The sequence below is a fragment of the Sphingomonas turrisvirgatae genome, from assembly GCF_001721295.1.
Classification (GTDB): domain Bacteria; phylum Pseudomonadota; class Alphaproteobacteria; order Sphingomonadales; family Sphingomonadaceae; genus Sphingomonas; species Sphingomonas turrisvirgatae.
Window position 1 is genome coordinate 1 of record NZ_MDDS01000008.1, and the last position, 14,635, is coordinate 14,635.

Below are 14,635 nucleotides of genomic sequence, written 5' to 3' on the forward strand. Positions count from 1 at the left end.
GCCATTCGTCCCCCAAACCTTCTCCCACAGGGAGAAGGATAGCGAAGCTTGGCAGCGTGCTGCCTAGCGTAGCTTGGATGAGGGTGGGCGGCTTTGCAACCGGCCTGCCCTCACCCTTCCGCCGCTGCGCGGCTCCCTCCCTCTCCCAACGGGAGAGGGATTTTAGCCCAGCCTGCGCATCAGGCCCTTTTTCAACCGGTCGTGCGCGCTCTTCTTGATCTGGCAGACGCGGGCGCCGCCGACGCCGAGGACCTGGCCGATTTCCTCGAGGTTCAATTCCTCGACATAATAGAGCTGGATGACGAGCTGCTCTTTTTCGGGCAGTTCGCTGATCGTGGCGATCAGCGCCTCGCGCTGGTCGGCGTCGGCAAGTGCGTCGAAGGCGGACGGTTCGTCCGACATGAACCATGGCCCTTCGTCCGAATAGACGTTGTCGATCGAGTCGAAGCGCACCGCCTCGGCCGTCGCATAGTCGCTGCGCAGCTTGTCGATCGTGACGCCGAGGCGCGAGGCGACCTGCGCCTCGTCCGGGCGCTTGCCGGTTTCAGCGGTGAGCGCGCCGACTACGTCGACATAGGCGCGGCGGCGCTTCATCGCGCCGCGCGTCAGTGTCGCCTGTCGCCGCAATTCGTCGATCATCGCGCCGCGCACGCGAGTCTGGAGATACTGGTCGAAGCTGACGAGGCCGCGATCCTCGAAGCTGCCGGCCGCTTCGACCAGTGCGACGAGGCCGATCTGCACCAAGTCTTCGACGTCGATCAGGCTGCTCATCGACCCATGGACGTGCCAGGCGAGCCGGCGGACCAGCGGCATATGCTTGCGCACCAGCCCGTCCATGTCGCGGCGTGTGTTGCCGGTGCGACCATAGGTCAGCGCGAACTCGTTGCGTTTCGGGAGCGCGTTCATGCTGCGAGCGCCTCCGGCGCGCCGATCACGGCGACGACTTCGACCGACTTGTCCTCGGGCACTTCGAAGAAGCTCATGACAGGGGTATCCGGTAGGCACGTCTTGACCAGCTTGCGGATCGCGATGCGGATCGAGGGCTGGACGACGAGCGCGAAGGGCTTGGCCTCGGCCACGAGCGGCTGCGCCGCGCGTTGCAGCGCATCGACGATGCGGCGACCGAGATCGGGTTCGATCGTGTGGCGCTTGGCCGGGTCCGAACGGACCGCCTGACCGAGCAGCGCCTCAAGATGCCCCTCCAAGGTCATGACGCGCAGCGGTTCGCGCACGCCGCACAGGCGCTGGATGATCAGCTGACCAAGTTCGGGGCGGATGAGCTCGATGATCTCGTCGGCATCGTGCGTCTTTTGCGCGGCCATGGCGATGGCGGCGGCGATGCGGCGGAACTCCTTCAAGGGGATATTCTCGGCCAGCAGCCCGCGGAGCACTTGCGTGAGCGTCGTGATCGGCAGCGGGTTGGGCGAGAGCGAGGCGACGAGCTGCGCCGCGCGTTCGCGCAGGCCGTCGAGCAGTGCCTGCACCTCATCCGGACCGAGCAGGTCGGACGCGTTGCTGATCAGCGCCTGGTTGAGATGCGTCGCCATAACGGTGCCGGGATCGACCACCAGCCAGCCCTGACCGGTCGCGGCGTCGGCATCGGCGGGCGAAATCCACACTGCATCCAGGCCAAAGGTCGGATCCTTGGCAGTCTTGCCATTCAAGTGACCGACCGCCTGGCCGGTATCGAGCGCCAGCATCTCGTCCGGCGAGACGCTGTCCTCCCCGATCACGACGCCGCCGACGATGATGCGATAGGTAAAGGGATCGAGGTTGATGTCGTCGCGCACGCGTACCTGCGGCACGACGAAGCCCAGATCCTTCGACAGCTGGCGACGCACGCCCGTGATGCGGCCCATTAGCGCGCCGCCGCGACGTTCGTCGATCAGCGGCACCAGGCCATAGCCGATGTCGATCATCACCTGCATGTTGTCGGTGACTTCGTCCCAGCCGATCCTGGACGGATCGGCGGGTTCGGCCTCGACCTCGACCGGCTCGGGCGCCGGCGGGCGCTTGCTTGCCTGATAGAGCTTCCACGCCATGAACCCCGAGCCGGCAGCGGCCGGCGCGATGATGAGGAAGGGCATGCCGGGCAGCAGGCCGAGCAGGCCGATGATGATCGCGACCGGCGTCCAGGTGCGGTGGCTGTTGAACTGGCTGCCGATCTGGCTGGTCAGGTCCTGATCGCGGTCGGCGTTGACGCGCGTGACGATCGCGGCGGCGGCGATCGAGAGCAGCAGCGCCGGGATTTGCGCGACGAGCGCGTCGCCGATCGCCAGCAGCACATAGGTCTGCGCCGCTTCGCCCAGGGTAAGGCCGTGGCTGACCGGCCCGAGGATCAGGCCGCCGATGACGTTGATGAACAGGATCAGCAGGCCGGCGACCGCGTCGCCCTTCACGAATTTGGACGAACCGTCCATCGCGCCGTGGAAATCGGCTTCGGCGCCGACTTCGACGCGGCGCGCCTTGGCCTGGTCGGGCGTGATGAGGCCGGCGTTCAAGTCGGCGTCGATCGCCATCTGCTTGCCCGGCAGCGCGTCGAGGGTGAACCGCGCGCTGACTTCCGACACGCGGCCCGCACCCTTGGTCACCACGATCAGGTTGATGATGATGAGGATCGCGAACACGAACAGGCCCACGACATAGTCGCCGCCGATCATGAAGGTGCCGAATGCCTCGATCACATGGCCGGCGGCGGCTTCGCCCTCATGCCCATGGCCGAGCACGACGCGGGTCGAGGCGACGTTGAGGCCGAGGCGGAACAGCGTCGCAAAGAGCAGTACGGTCGGGAAGGCGGAGAAGTCCAATGGCTTCTGCGCGTTGAGCGCCACCATCAGCACGGCGAGGCTGATGATGATATTCATGATGAAGAAGGCGTCCAGCAGGAAGGTCGGCACCGGCACGACCATCATGCCGACCAGCACCAGGATGGCGACGGGGAGCGCGAACCCCTTGATCGCGGGGAGGATGTTCCCCTTCATTGCGGCAGCATTCACTGGGGTCAGGCTCCCATGCTCGCGAGCATCATATAGGCGAGGCGTGCGGTCTGCGGCGTCGGGCGCAGAGGGTTGACGCGGGCATCGTCACGCGTGGCCGTCGTGTTTTTGAAGCGGTCCAGAGTCGTCAGCCATTGCTGGTCGCGGCCGACCGCATCGTTGCCGAGAACGACTTCGGCATCGGGGCCGAGCGACTGGACGAGCTGCTGGAACCGGGCATCGCCTGCGCCGAAGCTGCCCGATGCCGCGCCGGTGCCGCCGACTGCTGCCGCGCCCTTGTCGAGCTTGCCGGCGAAGCGTTCGTAGATCTGGCCAAGCGAGCGCGGCGTGCCGTTCGGCGAATAGAAGATGCCGCGGTTGGCGCGGGCGGCGGCGGGGAACAGCGCGGCGCCGGACCGGTCAGGACTGGCGTCCATCGCCTTCAGGAACTTGCGCGCGCCGCCAAGGCCCAGAAAGTGTGCCATGTAGAGGTCGGTGCCCGTCGCTTCGCGGCGGAGCGCGGATTCAAGCGCGTCCTTGTTGTCGCTAGCGTGTTCGGCGGCCATCAGCGAAGCGGCCTGGGGATCGTTGCGCAGCGACAGGATCGCGCGGCGCGTGTCGGGGTCGGAGACGACAAAGCGGCCCGATCCGGTCTGGCGGATGCTGTTCGACGCCCAGCCAAGGCCGTGCTTGTCGCCATGTTCCTTGACCACGCCGAGCCAGCTCTGTTCGATGAACTGATAAAGGCCGGTGGCGGACGAGGTGGCGGCGCGCGCGTTGGTGCGCAGGCCGCTTTCGACCTGCGCCTGGCCGAGCAGATAATTGAAGTCGATGCCGGTCTTCTGGCTGGCCAGCTGAATCGCCGAGGTGACGCTCGCTCTGGCTCCGATGGAAGGTACGCTCATCCGCTCTTGCTCTTGTTCCCCTTGGGTCAGGGGGGATCAGCAAGAGGCGTGCCAGTTGCTCCTGTTCGCCACCCCGGGAAAGCCGGGGCGTCGGGCGTCAGGCGCAAACCCCGCGAGATCCCGGCTTTCGCCGGGATGACGAAATTAGGTCAGGCATAAGCTCCGGCAATACCGGGCCGGTAGGACGGCAAATTGTTGCCGGTCAGCGCCTGAAGCCGCCGGCGGACGTTGGCGGACATGAGGTTCACGTAGATGCGGCACGTCTCGTTCAGGCGATGCGCCTCTTCCGCCAAAGCCTTCAGCTCCGGCGAAAGCTCGGGCGTGTCGTCGTTCGCGGCCCCCACCGCGTCGATCCCGGCCAGCTTCTCACGCGTCGCGCGTTCCAGCGCGGCGACGTCGTTCGCCTTCAGCGCATCGATCTCGGCATGCAGTGCGTCGATCATGCGGACCAGGGCGTCACGCCTTGTCATGTGGGTTCCATTGCAGTTTGAGCGCGAGCAGGCGATCCGCGATGGTCGAAGGGACCAGCGGGAACTTGCCGTCCGCGATCGCCTTCTTGATCTTCGCCACGCGATCGGCATCGACCGGTGCGCTGGCGGCCGCGGCCTGCGTCAGCGACGCAGCGGTGCTGGCCTGCGCAACCTGCGTTGCGGTCTGCGCGCCTTTGACGGGCGCAGCCGGAGCCACCGGCGCGAGCCGGGGGTTGAACGATGCAGGCTTGAAGCCGACTGGATCTACCATGTCTGCAACCCCTTTTCTGCGGACATCTGCTCAAACGGCCGATGGCGCAGAAGCTTTAGCGAAAATTTTATTCGCCGGATCCAGGTAGGCGCGCTCGGCCCGGCGAGACCGCGACCGCAGCGATCGGCGGGCGCTTGTCGTCGACCTTGACCGCGACGCGCGTGCCGGCGGCGGCGTCGCTGACCGCAATCCCCTCACGCGTGATCGAGAAGCCGGCGGCGCCGGCCTCGACCATGACGGGATCGCCGCGCTTGATGACGAAGTCGGGCTTCACGATCGCAGGCGCGGCCGTGCGCGGCGGCGCGGCGGGCCGGGGCAGTGCGATCACCGGGACGAACAGCCGCCATTGCTGCGGCCCCTGGCAGCGGATCACCACCGCATCCTCGGCTGCCGAGCGCCACGAGAGCTGCGGATCGGCGCAGGCGGCAAGCTTCAGCCGCTTGTCGACGGGCGCGCGGGCGCCGCCTTCCTGCCCGATCGGGGCGCCAGCGAACCGTTCGACCAGCCGGTCGAGCGCTTCGGTTGACTGGAAGCCGGGCGCCGCAGCGCTGGCGAGGAGAAGAATGGCGATCATGTGTGCCTCCGGTTCAACTGGCGTCGCCGGCAAAGCCGACGGAAAGGATGACGACCGGCGCGCGGCCGGGCTGGACGGTTATCGAGATCCGTGCCGGATGGACGCCGGCCGCGATCAGCGCGGCGGCGACATGGCGGGCGCGGTCGACGGCAAGGATCGCCGGGCTATGGGTCGCGGGATCGGCGTCGCCGGCCGGGCCGGTCGAGCCGGTGACGGTGATGCGCGTGCGCTGGTCGCGCGCCGCATCGCGCGCCCAGGCGATCACCTGGCGCGGGTCGGCGTCGGCGCTGCCGGTCGCAAATACGAGCCGGGCGGTTGCCACGGTCATCGGCGGCGGGGCCGCTTCCTCGATCCCGAAGCCGGCGCGCAGGCCGGCCAGCAGCCGCTCACGATCGAGCTCGCGGTTGGCCTGGAGCAGCACGAAGAAGCCGACCAAAAGCAGCGCGAGATCGGCGAGCGTGATGATCCAAGCCGAGCGTGCGGGCGCGATGTCGTCCCACGCGTCGCCAGAGACTTGTGCGGTCATGCGGCGAAGTCGCGCTTGCGTGCGCGCTCCAGTGTAGCGAGCGCGGCGAGCGGCGCAATCAGGCGGTGGCGTTGAGCCGCTTCGGTGCGGGCAAGGCGCTTCAGCCGCGCGGCGATCGGCATCGCGACGAGGTTGGCGAGCAGCGCGCCATAGAGCGTCGCGAGCAGGGCGACCGCCATCGCGGCGCCGATCGTGTCGGGATCGGTCATCGCAGCGAACATCTGGACGAGGCCGAGGATGGTGCCGATGAGGCCCATTGCCGGCGCTGCCTCGCCCGCGCCCACCCAGACCTCGATCGCAGCGCGGTGGCGGTCGGCGCGCGCTTCGATGCAGTCGGAGACAAGCGTGGCGACCTGGTCCGGCGTCGCGCCATCGACGGCGGCGTGGATGGCGGCAGCCATGTCGGGATCGGCGATCACGGAGCGATCGAGCGAGAGCACGCCATGACGCCGGGCGATCCGATCGAGCGCGGCGGTCTGGTGAAGCAGCGGCGCGGCAGCGAACGGCGCGCGCCACAGCGTGCGCAGCGCGGCGAAAGCGCGGGCGACATCGCGCAGTTGGTTGCGCAGCACGAGGCTGGCCAGCGTGCCGCCCAGCACGATCCCGATCGCCAGCGGATCGAGGAAGATGTCCGGCGAGAACGTCGCGGCGGCTGCGGACGCGGGTAGCGCGGTGATATTCATGCGCGATGCCCTGCAAGGCGCGGGCCATTTGCCGCGGGACGGTTCAGGGCGGGCTTGCCCAGGCGGTGTCCGGCGCAGCGGTGCCGACCTTTTCGTCGAGCGACCGATCGCGACCGATCGACACCGGCAAGAACGGCAAAAGCATTGCCGCCACCGGCAACATCTTGCCGTGTCCACCGTGTTTCCCGGAAAATTGCGCGATTTCGGCCCGACTGCGAAAAACTGGCACGCCCATTGCTAGGACGGCTGCGAACATTGGTGCGGAGGCACGGAACATGGGCAACAACAGTCTTTTCGGGGTGCACGGCGCGGCGCTTGCGGTGCGTTCGCAACGCATGGGCGTCCTCGCGTCGAACATCGCGAACGCCTCGACACCCGGCTTCAAGGCCAAGGACATCGACTTTGGCGAGGCGCTGAATGCGATTGAGAATGCCGACTCGACCGGCGGCATCGGCGGCGATCATTCGATCGACGGCGCGGTCAAGTATCGCGTTCCGCTGCAGCCGAGCATCGACGGCAACACGGTCGAGCTCAGCACCGAACAGACCGCCTTTGCGGAAAACGCCGTCGCCTATCAGACGACGCTGGCTTTCCTGAACGGGCGCATCTCGACCATCACCCGCGCGCTGAAGGGCGAATAAGCATGGCCAACCAACCGCTCAGCATCTTCCAGGTCGCGGGGCGCGCCATGTCGGCGCAGCTCGTGCGGATGAACACGACCGCGTCGAACCTTGCCAATGCCGGCCAGGTCGCGACGAGCGAGGCGCAAGCCTATCGCACGCAGAAGCCGGTGTTCCGCACCGCCTTCGACGCGGCGAGCGGCATGGCGACGGTCGATGTCGAAAAGGTCGTCGCCGCCGGCGAGGGCCCCACCAAGCGCTATGACCCCGGCAACCCGATGGCCGACAAGGACGGCAACATCTGGGAAAGCGCGGTCGATGAAACCCGCGAGCTGGTCGACATGATGGAGACCGCCCGCACCTATCAGAACAATGTCGAGGTGATGCAGACTGCCAAGCAGCTGATCACCCAGACCCTGCAGCTGGGCCGCTGATCATGACCACAAGCTTTGACACCACGATGGCCAATCTGGGCATCAGCCGCACCGGCGCGAAGACCGGTGCGGACACGAGCAAGCTCGGTTCGCAGAACATGGACCAGTCGTCCTTCCTGACGCTGATGACGGCGCAGATGAAGAACCAGGATCCGTTCGATCCGGTCGACAACACGCAGATGGTCGCCCAGATGGCGCAATTCTCGTCGCTGGCCGGCATCAGCGAGATGAACACCACGCTGCAGGCGATCGCCGCCAAGCTGACCGGCACCAGCATGGGCGAGGCGATCAACTATGTCGGCAAGACCGTGCTGGTCGAAGGGTCGACCGCCTATCCGCGCACCAGCGGCGGCCTCTCCGGCGCGGTCAACCTGGACGGCGACGCTCGCGAGGTAAAGGTCACCATCCAGGGCAAGAATGGCGAGACGCTGCGCACGCTGAACCTGGGCCGGCAGGCCGAGGGCGCCGTCGCCTTCGACTGGGACGGGGTCACCGACAGCGGCGAGCCAGCCGGCGAAGGGCCATTCACCGTCAAGGTTTCCGCGCAGAACGCCAAGGGCGGCGCCGTCCAGGCCAACCCGCTGGTGTGGGCGCCCGTTTCTTCCGTTTCGCGGGGTGCCGATCAGCAGCCCGTCCTCGAACTGCCCGGCATCGGCCAGGTCCCCCTCTCCGCCGTCTGGCAAGTCGGCTAATCCCAAGGAGTAACTCGTATGTCTTTCTTCACTTCCTTGAGCGGCCTGCAGGGCGCACAGACCGACATGTCGACCATCTCGCACAATCTGGCGAACGTCTCGACCAACGGCTTCAAGAAGAGCGTCACGCAATTCGCCGACGTGATCGCGTCGACCGCCAATTCCAACCCCACCCAGATGGTCGGGTCGGGTACGGTGGTAAAGGCGGTGCGCCAGCAGTTCAGCCAGGGCGGCTTCACCCAGTCGGCCTCCGCGCTGGACGTCGCGATTTCGGGCGACGGCTTCTTCATCGTCAAGGGTGACGAGAAGAGCGGCAACGGCGTCGCGTTCACGCGCAACGGCAGCTTTCAGGTCACGTCGGACCGCTATGTCACCGACGCGCAGGGCAACAAGCTGCAGGTCTATCCGGTCGACGGTTCGGGCGCGGTCGTCGCGACCGGCCTTGGTTCCACGGTCAGCCTGCGCCTGCCGCAGACCAGCGGGACGCCCGAGGCGACCGAGAACGTCAAGATGTCGCTGAACCTCAATGCCGGTTCGGCGATCCCCAAGGATGCGACCCGCTTCCAGGACCCGGACGACGAATATGTCTTCGACCGCTTCGACCCGGGCACGTACAACCAGTCGGCCCAGACGACGATCTATGACGCGAACGGCAATGCGCTGACGCTGACCAACTATTTCGTCCGCGAGACCAAGCCGACGACGGATGACGCGACCAGCACCTGGACCGTCTATTCGTTCATCGGCGACCAGCAGCTGAACGCCGGGAGCGATCCCGAATCGCTGCAGCCGATCCAGCTGACCTTCGATTCGACCGGCAAGCTGTCCGACCCGTCGGCGCCGACCACCTTCATGGGCTTCCTCGCCCCGGGCGCGACGTCGGAACAGGTGATCAAGCTCGACTTCGGCGATTCGACCACGCAGGTCAGTTCGCCGTTCAGCCTGAACAGCACGGTGCAGGATGGATCGGCCGTCGGCCAGATCGAGGGCGTGACCATCGCCGACGACGGCACCGTCATGGCGAGCTTTTCAAACGGCGACAGCCAGGCGCTGGGCAAGGTCGTGCTGGCCGCCTTCGCCAACTCGTCGGGCCTGCGCCAGATGGGCAGCAGCACCTGGGCGTCGAGCGGTCTGTCGGGCGAAGCGCGGCTGGGCGAACCCGGCACCAACGGCTTTGGCGGGTTGATGTCGGGCGCGATCGAACGGTCGAACGTCGACATCACGGAGGAACTGGTCGCGCTGATCGCGGCGCAGCGCAACTTCCAGGCGAACGCCAAGGCGCTCGATACCGCGAGCCAGATCTCGCAGACCATTTTCAACATCCGCTCGTAAGCTGAAAGGTTCGGGAGGCTAACCGATGGACAAGCTCGTCTATACCGCGCTGTCGGGCCTGAAGGGGCAGATGAACGCGCAAGCGACGATCGCGAACAACATCGCGAACGCCTCCACGATCGGCTTTCGTGCCGACCGTGTGAACTTCGAGCGCATGATGGTGAAGGGCGACGGGTTCGACTCGCGCCAGCCCAGCGCCGAAACGGTGGTCGACATGGATCGCCGTGCCGGCGCCATCCAGCAGACCGGCCGCGGCCTCGACATCGCGATCACCGGCGACAACTGGCTGGCGGTACAGGCGAGCGACGGGAGCGAAGCCTATACGCGGCGCGGCGACCTGCGCGTCGCACCGAGCGGCGTCTTGGAAACCGGCGACGGTTTCCCGGTGATGGGGTCGGGGGGCCCCATCACCGTGCCGCCGCACGACAAGATCATGGTTGCCGAGGACGGCACGATATCGATCGTCGCGCCCGGCGCCGATCCGAGCCAGCCGCCGACGATCATCGACCGGCTGAAGCTGGCGAGCGACGAGGGCAGCAAGACGGTCAAGGGCCTGGACAATTTGCTGCACGTGCGCGGCGGCGGCGTACTGCCCGACGACCTGGATGCGCGGGTGCAGACCGGCGCGCTCGAGCAGTCGAACGTCAACATGACGCAGGCGCTGGTCGACATGATCGAGAACCAGCGCAGCTACGAAGTGCAGGCCAATCTGCTGCGCGACGCCAAGTCGATGGACGAGAGCGCCGCGAGCCTGATGCGGCTCAGCTGAAACATCAGCGCGTCTTTGATGCGCTCTGACCGAAACATCAGCTCGCGATCGTGATGCGCCTGAGCTGAAGGATTTGAAGAAGGACTAGGACCATGGGTTCAGCAGCAATGCACATCGCGCGCACGGGGCTCGACGCCCAGGACATGCGCATGCGGGTGATCTCGAACAACCTTGCCAACGTCAACACGACGGGGTTCAAGCGCGACCGGGCGAGCTTCGAGGCGCTGGCCTATCAGGTCGTGACGGCGCCGGGCGCGGCCAGTACGTCCGAGACTCAATATGCCACCGGGCTCAATCTCGGCACCGGCGTGCGCGTGCAGGGCACGGCGCGGATCGATACCCAGGGATCGTTCCAGACGACGGGCAATGCGCTCGACATGGCGCTGGACGGCAATGGCTATTTCCAGGTGCAGCTGCCCGGCGGCCAGCTTGGCTATACCCGCGCGGGCAACTTCACGCGCAGCCCCGAAGGGCAGCTGGTGACCGGCGAGGGCTATCAGGTCATGCCCGGCATCACGGTCCCAGAGGGCGCAATCTCGATCACCGTCGGCAGCGACGGGACGGTCAGCGCGCAGCTGCCCAACCAGACCGAGGCGAGCCAGATCGGCCAGATCCAGATCGCGGCCTTTCCCAACACAGCGGGCCTGCAGGCGATCGGCGACAATTACCTGATCGAAACCGCGGCGAGCGGCGCGGTGAACCTGGGCATCGCCGGGCAGGACGGGCGCGGCAACATCCGCCAGGGCATGCTCGAGCAATCGAACGTCAACGTCGTCGAGGAACTGGTCGACATGATCGAGACGCAGCGCGCCTATGAGGTCAATTCCAAGATGATCTCGGCCAGCGACGAGATGCTCAAATATATCAACCAGAACATCTGAGGCGCGGCTTTTAGGATGAAGATCATGAAGTTTACCGCAGGCCTGCTCACCGGTGCCGCCATCGTCGCGGCGATCGCCCTGTCGGCGCAGCCGGCCAAGGCGCAGCTGTTCGGCAAGAAGAAGGCGAAGGAAGACTATTCGGTCGCATTGCCGGTCGCCGCGCCGGTTGCGCCGCCCGCCAACGGTTCGATCTTCCAGGCCAGCGACGGCTATGCCGCGCTCTACGAAGGCACGCGCGCGCGCCGCGTCGGCGATCCGCTGACGATCGTGCTGGTCGAACGCACGACGGCGTCCAAGTCGTCGGGTTCGCAGCTCGACAGCAATGGCGGGTTCGGCCTGACCCCGCCGTCGACCGGCAACCTTTCGCTGTTCCAGCCAAGCGACATCGCGATGAGCGGGAAGCGCAATTTCAAGGGCTCGGGCAGCGCCGACCAGTCCAACGCGCTGTCGGGCGAAGTCAGCGTGACGGTGGCGCAGGTCTTTCCCAACGGCACGATGCTGGTCCAGGGGCAGAAGCGTGTGACGCTGAACCGCGGCGACGAGTTCGTGCAGATCAAGGGGATCGTGCGCACGGTGGATATCGACGCGAACAATCGTATCGCATCGACCCGCGTCGCCGACGCACGCATCGCCTATACCGGCAAGGGCGATGTCGCCCGCGCCAGCCGCCAAGGGTGGCTCAGCCGCTTCTTCTCAGTCATCAGCCCGTTCTGAGGATGCGCAGCATGAACCGTTTCCTCCTGGCCTGTCTGGTCGCCATGCTTGTCATTGCGCCGGCTCACGCCGAGCGCATCAAGGATCTGGGCGCGTTCCAGGGCATCCGCTCGAACCAACTGACCGGCTATGGCATCGTCGTCGGCCTGCCCGGCACGGGCGACGACAACCTCGAATATACCGTCCAGTCGATGAAGGGCATCACCGCCCGCTTCGGGCTGGCGCTGCCGCCTGGTGTCAATCCGGCGCTCAAGAACGCAGCGGTGGTGATGATCACGGCCGAGCTGCCGCCCTTCGCCAAGCCGGGGCAGAAGCTCGACATCACCGTGTCGTCGATGGGCAAGGCGAAGTCCTTGCGCGGCGGGACGCTGGTGATGAGCCCACTGATGGGCGCGGATGGGCAGATCTATGCGATGGCGCAGGGGAACCTCGCGGTCGGCGGGCTGGGCGCGGAGGGCGCGGACGGGTCGAAGATCGTGGTCAACATCCCCTCGTCCGGCCGTATCCCGGAAGGTGCGACGGTCGAGCGGGCAGTCGAGACCGGGTTCGCGACGAGCCCGGTGCTGCTCTACAACCTTGCCCGTGCCGACTTCACCACGGCGCAGCGCGTTGCGGACGCGATCAACGGCCGGCTGGGCTTTGGCACGGCGCGCGCGGTCGACGCCGTGTCGGTCGCGGTCACCGCGCGCCCGGGCGCCGACATTCGCGCGCAGATCATGAGCGAGATCGAGAATCTGAGCGTCGATGCCGCCGAGGCGCCGGCCAAGGTGATCGTCAATGCGCGCACGGGTACGGTCGTCATCAACTCGGCCGTTCGCGTCAGCCCGGCCGCGGTAACACATGGTAAACTAACCGTTCGTATTGATGAAGATCAGCGCGTCAGCCAGCCGGCGCCGTTCAGCCAGGGGCAGACCGCCCTTGAACAGCGCAGCGGGGTGGCCGTGGAGGAGGAGAAGCGTCCGATGTTCCTGCTGGAGCCGGGTCCGAAGCTGGCCGATGTGGTCAAGGCGGTGAACGCGATCGGTGCGTCGCCAGCCGACCTGGTCGCCATCCTCGAAGCGCTGAAGCAGGCGGGCGCGCTCAAGGCCGAGTTGATCGTGCTGTGACGCAGATCGGCAACCCCGTCGCTGCGAAACTGGCCGGGAGCGTGTCGAGTGACACGACCCGCCTGGCGACGCACGACAATCTGCAGGCAGCCGGCGAACGGTTCGAGGCGATCTTCACCAAGATGATGCTGGGATCGATGCGCAAGGCGAAGCTGGCCGACAGCCTGTTCGAAAGCCAGGCGCTCGACCAGTTCCGCGACATGCAGGACGACAAGCTTGCCCAGAACATGGCGAGCCATGCGCCGATCGGGATCGGCAAGGCGATGACCGAGTTCCTGGCCAAGGCCGGGCAGGTAACGCCAGCCGCACCCGCCGCCGTGCCAAGCGAAGGTAAGCCCGAATGAGCGACATGCTCTCCATCGGCGCGAGCGGGGTGCGGGCCTATCAGACCGCGCTGACGACGACGTCCGAGAACATCGCGAACGCCGGCACGGCAGGCTATGCCAAGCGCGTGGCGACGACGCGCGAGGTTGCCGTCGCCACCAGCGGCATGACCACCGCCGCCAACGGCATGGGTGTGACGGTAAGCGGCATTGCGCGGAGCGGCGACGCGATGCGCAGCGCCGACGTGCGCGCTGCCGGGGCCGACCTGGCGCGCAGCGAGGCGGGCGCGGTGTGGCTCGACCGGATCGAAGGCGCGTTGACCGGCAACAAGCTGGACGAGCGGCTGACGGCGTTCTTCAACGCGGCGACGACGCTGTCGGCGGACCCATCGGCAAGTGCACCGCGCGCGACGATGCTTCAGGCGGCGGCAAGCGTCGCCAACAGCTTTGCCGCGACGGGCGCGGCACTCGACGGTGCGATAGCCGATCTAGACGCCTCGGCGGATGCAGGCACGGGCCAGCTCAACACGCTGTCGGCGAGCCTGGCGAAGGTGAATGCCGGCCTGGGCCGCGTCGCAGCGGGCACCAGCGGCCAGGCCGCGCTGCTCGACGAGCGCGACCGGCTGCTCGAAGCGATGAGCGCGCTGACCGACGTGGCGGTACAGTTTGATTCCTTTGGCCGCGTCAGCGTCAAGGGTGGAGCGGGCGGACCCTTGCTGGTTCAGGGCGACCGGCCGGCGATCGCGACCTATGCGCGCGGCAGCGACGGCGCGGTGTCGTTCGCCGTCTATGGCATCGACGGCTCGCATATACTGACCCCTTCGGGCGGCGCGTTGGCCGGCATGGCCGAGGGCGCTGCGCGGCTGGCCGACGCCCGCCGCGAGCTCGATACGATCGCCGCCGCATTCGTCGAGGGCGTCAACGCCGTCCAGGCCGGCGGCGCTGATCTCGACGGCAATGCCGGAACCGACATGTTCGAAGGCGACAGCGCCGCCAGCATGAAGCTGGTGCTGAGCGACCCGCGGGGTATCGCCGCTGCGGCCGCCGGCGCGGGTCCGCGCGACAACGGCAACCTCACCGCCCTGGCCGCGCTGCGCAAGGATGGCGCGTTCGAAAGCGATGTCACCACGCTGACCACCGGCAACGCCAGCGCGCTGGCCGGACGGCGCGCGATCGCAGAGGTCCAGACGACGATCCGGGCTCATGCGATCGCCGCGCGCGATACGGTGAGCGGGGTCAATATCGATGAAGAAGCGGTCGACCTGATCCGTTTCCAGCAGGCCTATCAGGCATCGAGCCGTGTCATCCAGGTGGCACGCGAAACGCTCGATACGCTGTTCAACATCCGGTGACGACGATG

The 14,635-nt window shown here is 66.9% G+C and carries 19 protein-coding genes; 10 read left to right on the plus strand and 9 right to left on the minus strand.

Annotation, left to right across the window (positions count from 1 at the left end; genetic code table 11):
• Nucleotides 1-162: 162 nt before the first annotated feature.
• The 9 genes from BFL28_RS03415 to BFL28_RS21280 form a co-directional block, all read right to left on the minus strand.
• Complete coding sequence (locus BFL28_RS03415; RefSeq protein ID WP_069319214.1) at nt 163-906, minus strand: sigma-70 family RNA polymerase sigma factor; 744 nt, start codon at nt 904-906, stop codon at nt 163-165.
• Nucleotides 903-2,981 (minus strand): flagellar biosynthesis protein FlhA, encoded by a 2,079-nt coding sequence (flhA, locus tag BFL28_RS03420; protein ID WP_069319215.1) that lies wholly within the window; start codon nt 2,979-2,981, stop codon nt 903-905. Before flhA ends, BFL28_RS03415 begins: the two co-directional genes overlap by 4 nt.
• Nucleotides 2,982-3,001: 20 nt before the next feature.
• On the minus strand, nt 3,002-3,880 hold the full coding sequence (locus BFL28_RS03425; RefSeq protein ID WP_069319216.1) for a flagellar biosynthesis protein FlgJ: 879 nt from the start codon (nt 3,878-3,880) through the stop codon (nt 3,002-3,004).
• A gap of 149 nt (nt 3,881-4,029) precedes the next feature.
• The gene (locus BFL28_RS03430; protein ID WP_069319217.1) at nt 4,030-4,350 is read right to left on the minus strand and encodes a hypothetical protein; all 321 of its coding nucleotides are present in this window, start codon (nt 4,348-4,350) and stop codon (nt 4,030-4,032) included.
• On the minus strand, nt 4,337-4,621 hold the full coding sequence (gene flgM, locus BFL28_RS03435; protein ID WP_069319218.1) for a flagellar biosynthesis anti-sigma factor FlgM: 285 nt from the start codon (nt 4,619-4,621) through the stop codon (nt 4,337-4,339). The genes BFL28_RS03430 and flgM overlap by 14 nt, the downstream gene beginning before the upstream one ends.
• Before the next feature lie 67 nt (nt 4,622-4,688).
• Complete coding sequence (locus BFL28_RS03440; protein WP_069319219.1) at nt 4,689-5,195, minus strand: flagella basal body P-ring formation protein FlgA; 507 nt, start codon at nt 5,193-5,195, stop codon at nt 4,689-4,691.
• A 13-nt stretch (nt 5,196-5,208) separates the two neighbouring features.
• Entirely contained in the window at nt 5,209-5,721 is a 513-nt protein-coding gene (locus BFL28_RS03445) for an OmpA family protein (protein ID WP_069319220.1), read from the minus strand.
• The gene (locus BFL28_RS03450) at nt 5,718-6,404 is read right to left on the minus strand and encodes a motility protein A (protein ID WP_069319221.1); all 687 of its coding nucleotides are present in this window, start codon (nt 6,402-6,404) and stop codon (nt 5,718-5,720) included. The genes BFL28_RS03445 and BFL28_RS03450 overlap by 4 nt, the downstream gene beginning before the upstream one ends.
• A 43-nt stretch (nt 6,405-6,447) precedes the next feature.
• Complete coding sequence (locus BFL28_RS21280) at nt 6,448-6,681, minus strand: hypothetical protein (RefSeq protein ID WP_131818583.1); 234 nt, start codon at nt 6,679-6,681, stop codon at nt 6,448-6,450.
• On the opposite strand from BFL28_RS21280, the gene flgB reads away from it, so the two are divergent.
• The 10 genes from flgB to flgK all read left to right on the plus strand — a co-directional run bounded on the left by flgB (nt 6,680) and on the right by flgK (nt 14,627).
• Complete coding sequence (gene flgB / locus BFL28_RS03460; RefSeq protein WP_069319223.1) at nt 6,680-7,045, plus strand: flagellar basal body rod protein FlgB; 366 nt, start codon at nt 6,680-6,682, stop codon at nt 7,043-7,045. The genes BFL28_RS21280 and flgB overlap by 2 nt on opposite strands.
• A 2-nt stretch (nt 7,046-7,047) precedes the next feature.
• Nucleotides 7,048-7,458, plus strand: coding sequence for a flagellar basal body rod protein FlgC (flgC, locus tag BFL28_RS03465; protein ID WP_069319224.1), 411 nt, complete (start codon nt 7,048-7,050; stop codon nt 7,456-7,458).
• A gap of 2 nt (nt 7,459-7,460) precedes the next feature.
• Complete coding sequence (locus BFL28_RS03470; protein WP_069319225.1) at nt 7,461-8,150, plus strand: flagellar hook assembly protein FlgD; 690 nt, start codon at nt 7,461-7,463, stop codon at nt 8,148-8,150.
• Between the two features lie 18 nt (nt 8,151-8,168).
• Nucleotides 8,169-9,482, plus strand: coding sequence for a flagellar hook protein FlgE (locus tag BFL28_RS03475; RefSeq protein ID WP_069319226.1), 1,314 nt, complete (start codon nt 8,169-8,171; stop codon nt 9,480-9,482).
• A 25-nt stretch (nt 9,483-9,507) separates the two neighbouring features.
• Nucleotides 9,508-10,251 (plus strand): flagellar basal-body rod protein FlgF, encoded by a 744-nt coding sequence (gene flgF, locus BFL28_RS03480; RefSeq protein ID WP_069319227.1) that lies wholly within the window; start codon nt 9,508-9,510, stop codon nt 10,249-10,251.
• A 92-nt stretch (nt 10,252-10,343) separates the two neighbouring features.
• A complete protein-coding gene (gene flgG, locus BFL28_RS03485; RefSeq protein WP_069319228.1) occupies nt 10,344-11,132 on the plus strand; it encodes a flagellar basal-body rod protein FlgG in 789 nt (262 codons plus the stop codon).
• 15 nt (nt 11,133-11,147) lie between these two features.
• Complete coding sequence (locus BFL28_RS03490; protein ID WP_079246900.1) at nt 11,148-11,846, plus strand: flagellar basal body L-ring protein FlgH; 699 nt, start codon at nt 11,148-11,150, stop codon at nt 11,844-11,846.
• A gap of 11 nt (nt 11,847-11,857) precedes the next feature.
• The gene (locus BFL28_RS03495; RefSeq protein WP_069319287.1) at nt 11,858-12,952 is read left to right on the plus strand and encodes a flagellar basal body P-ring protein FlgI; all 1,095 of its coding nucleotides are present in this window, start codon (nt 11,858-11,860) and stop codon (nt 12,950-12,952) included.
• On the plus strand, nt 12,949-13,296 hold the full coding sequence (locus BFL28_RS03500; RefSeq protein WP_069319229.1) for a rod-binding protein: 348 nt from the start codon (nt 12,949-12,951) through the stop codon (nt 13,294-13,296). Before BFL28_RS03495 ends, BFL28_RS03500 begins: the two co-directional genes overlap by 4 nt.
• Nucleotides 13,293-14,627, plus strand: a complete 1,335-nt coding sequence (gene flgK, locus BFL28_RS03505; protein ID WP_069319230.1) for a flagellar hook-associated protein FlgK — start codon at nt 13,293-13,295, stop codon at nt 14,625-14,627. The genes BFL28_RS03500 and flgK overlap by 4 nt, the downstream gene beginning before the upstream one ends.
• The last annotated feature ends 8 nt before the right edge of the window (nt 14,628-14,635 follow it).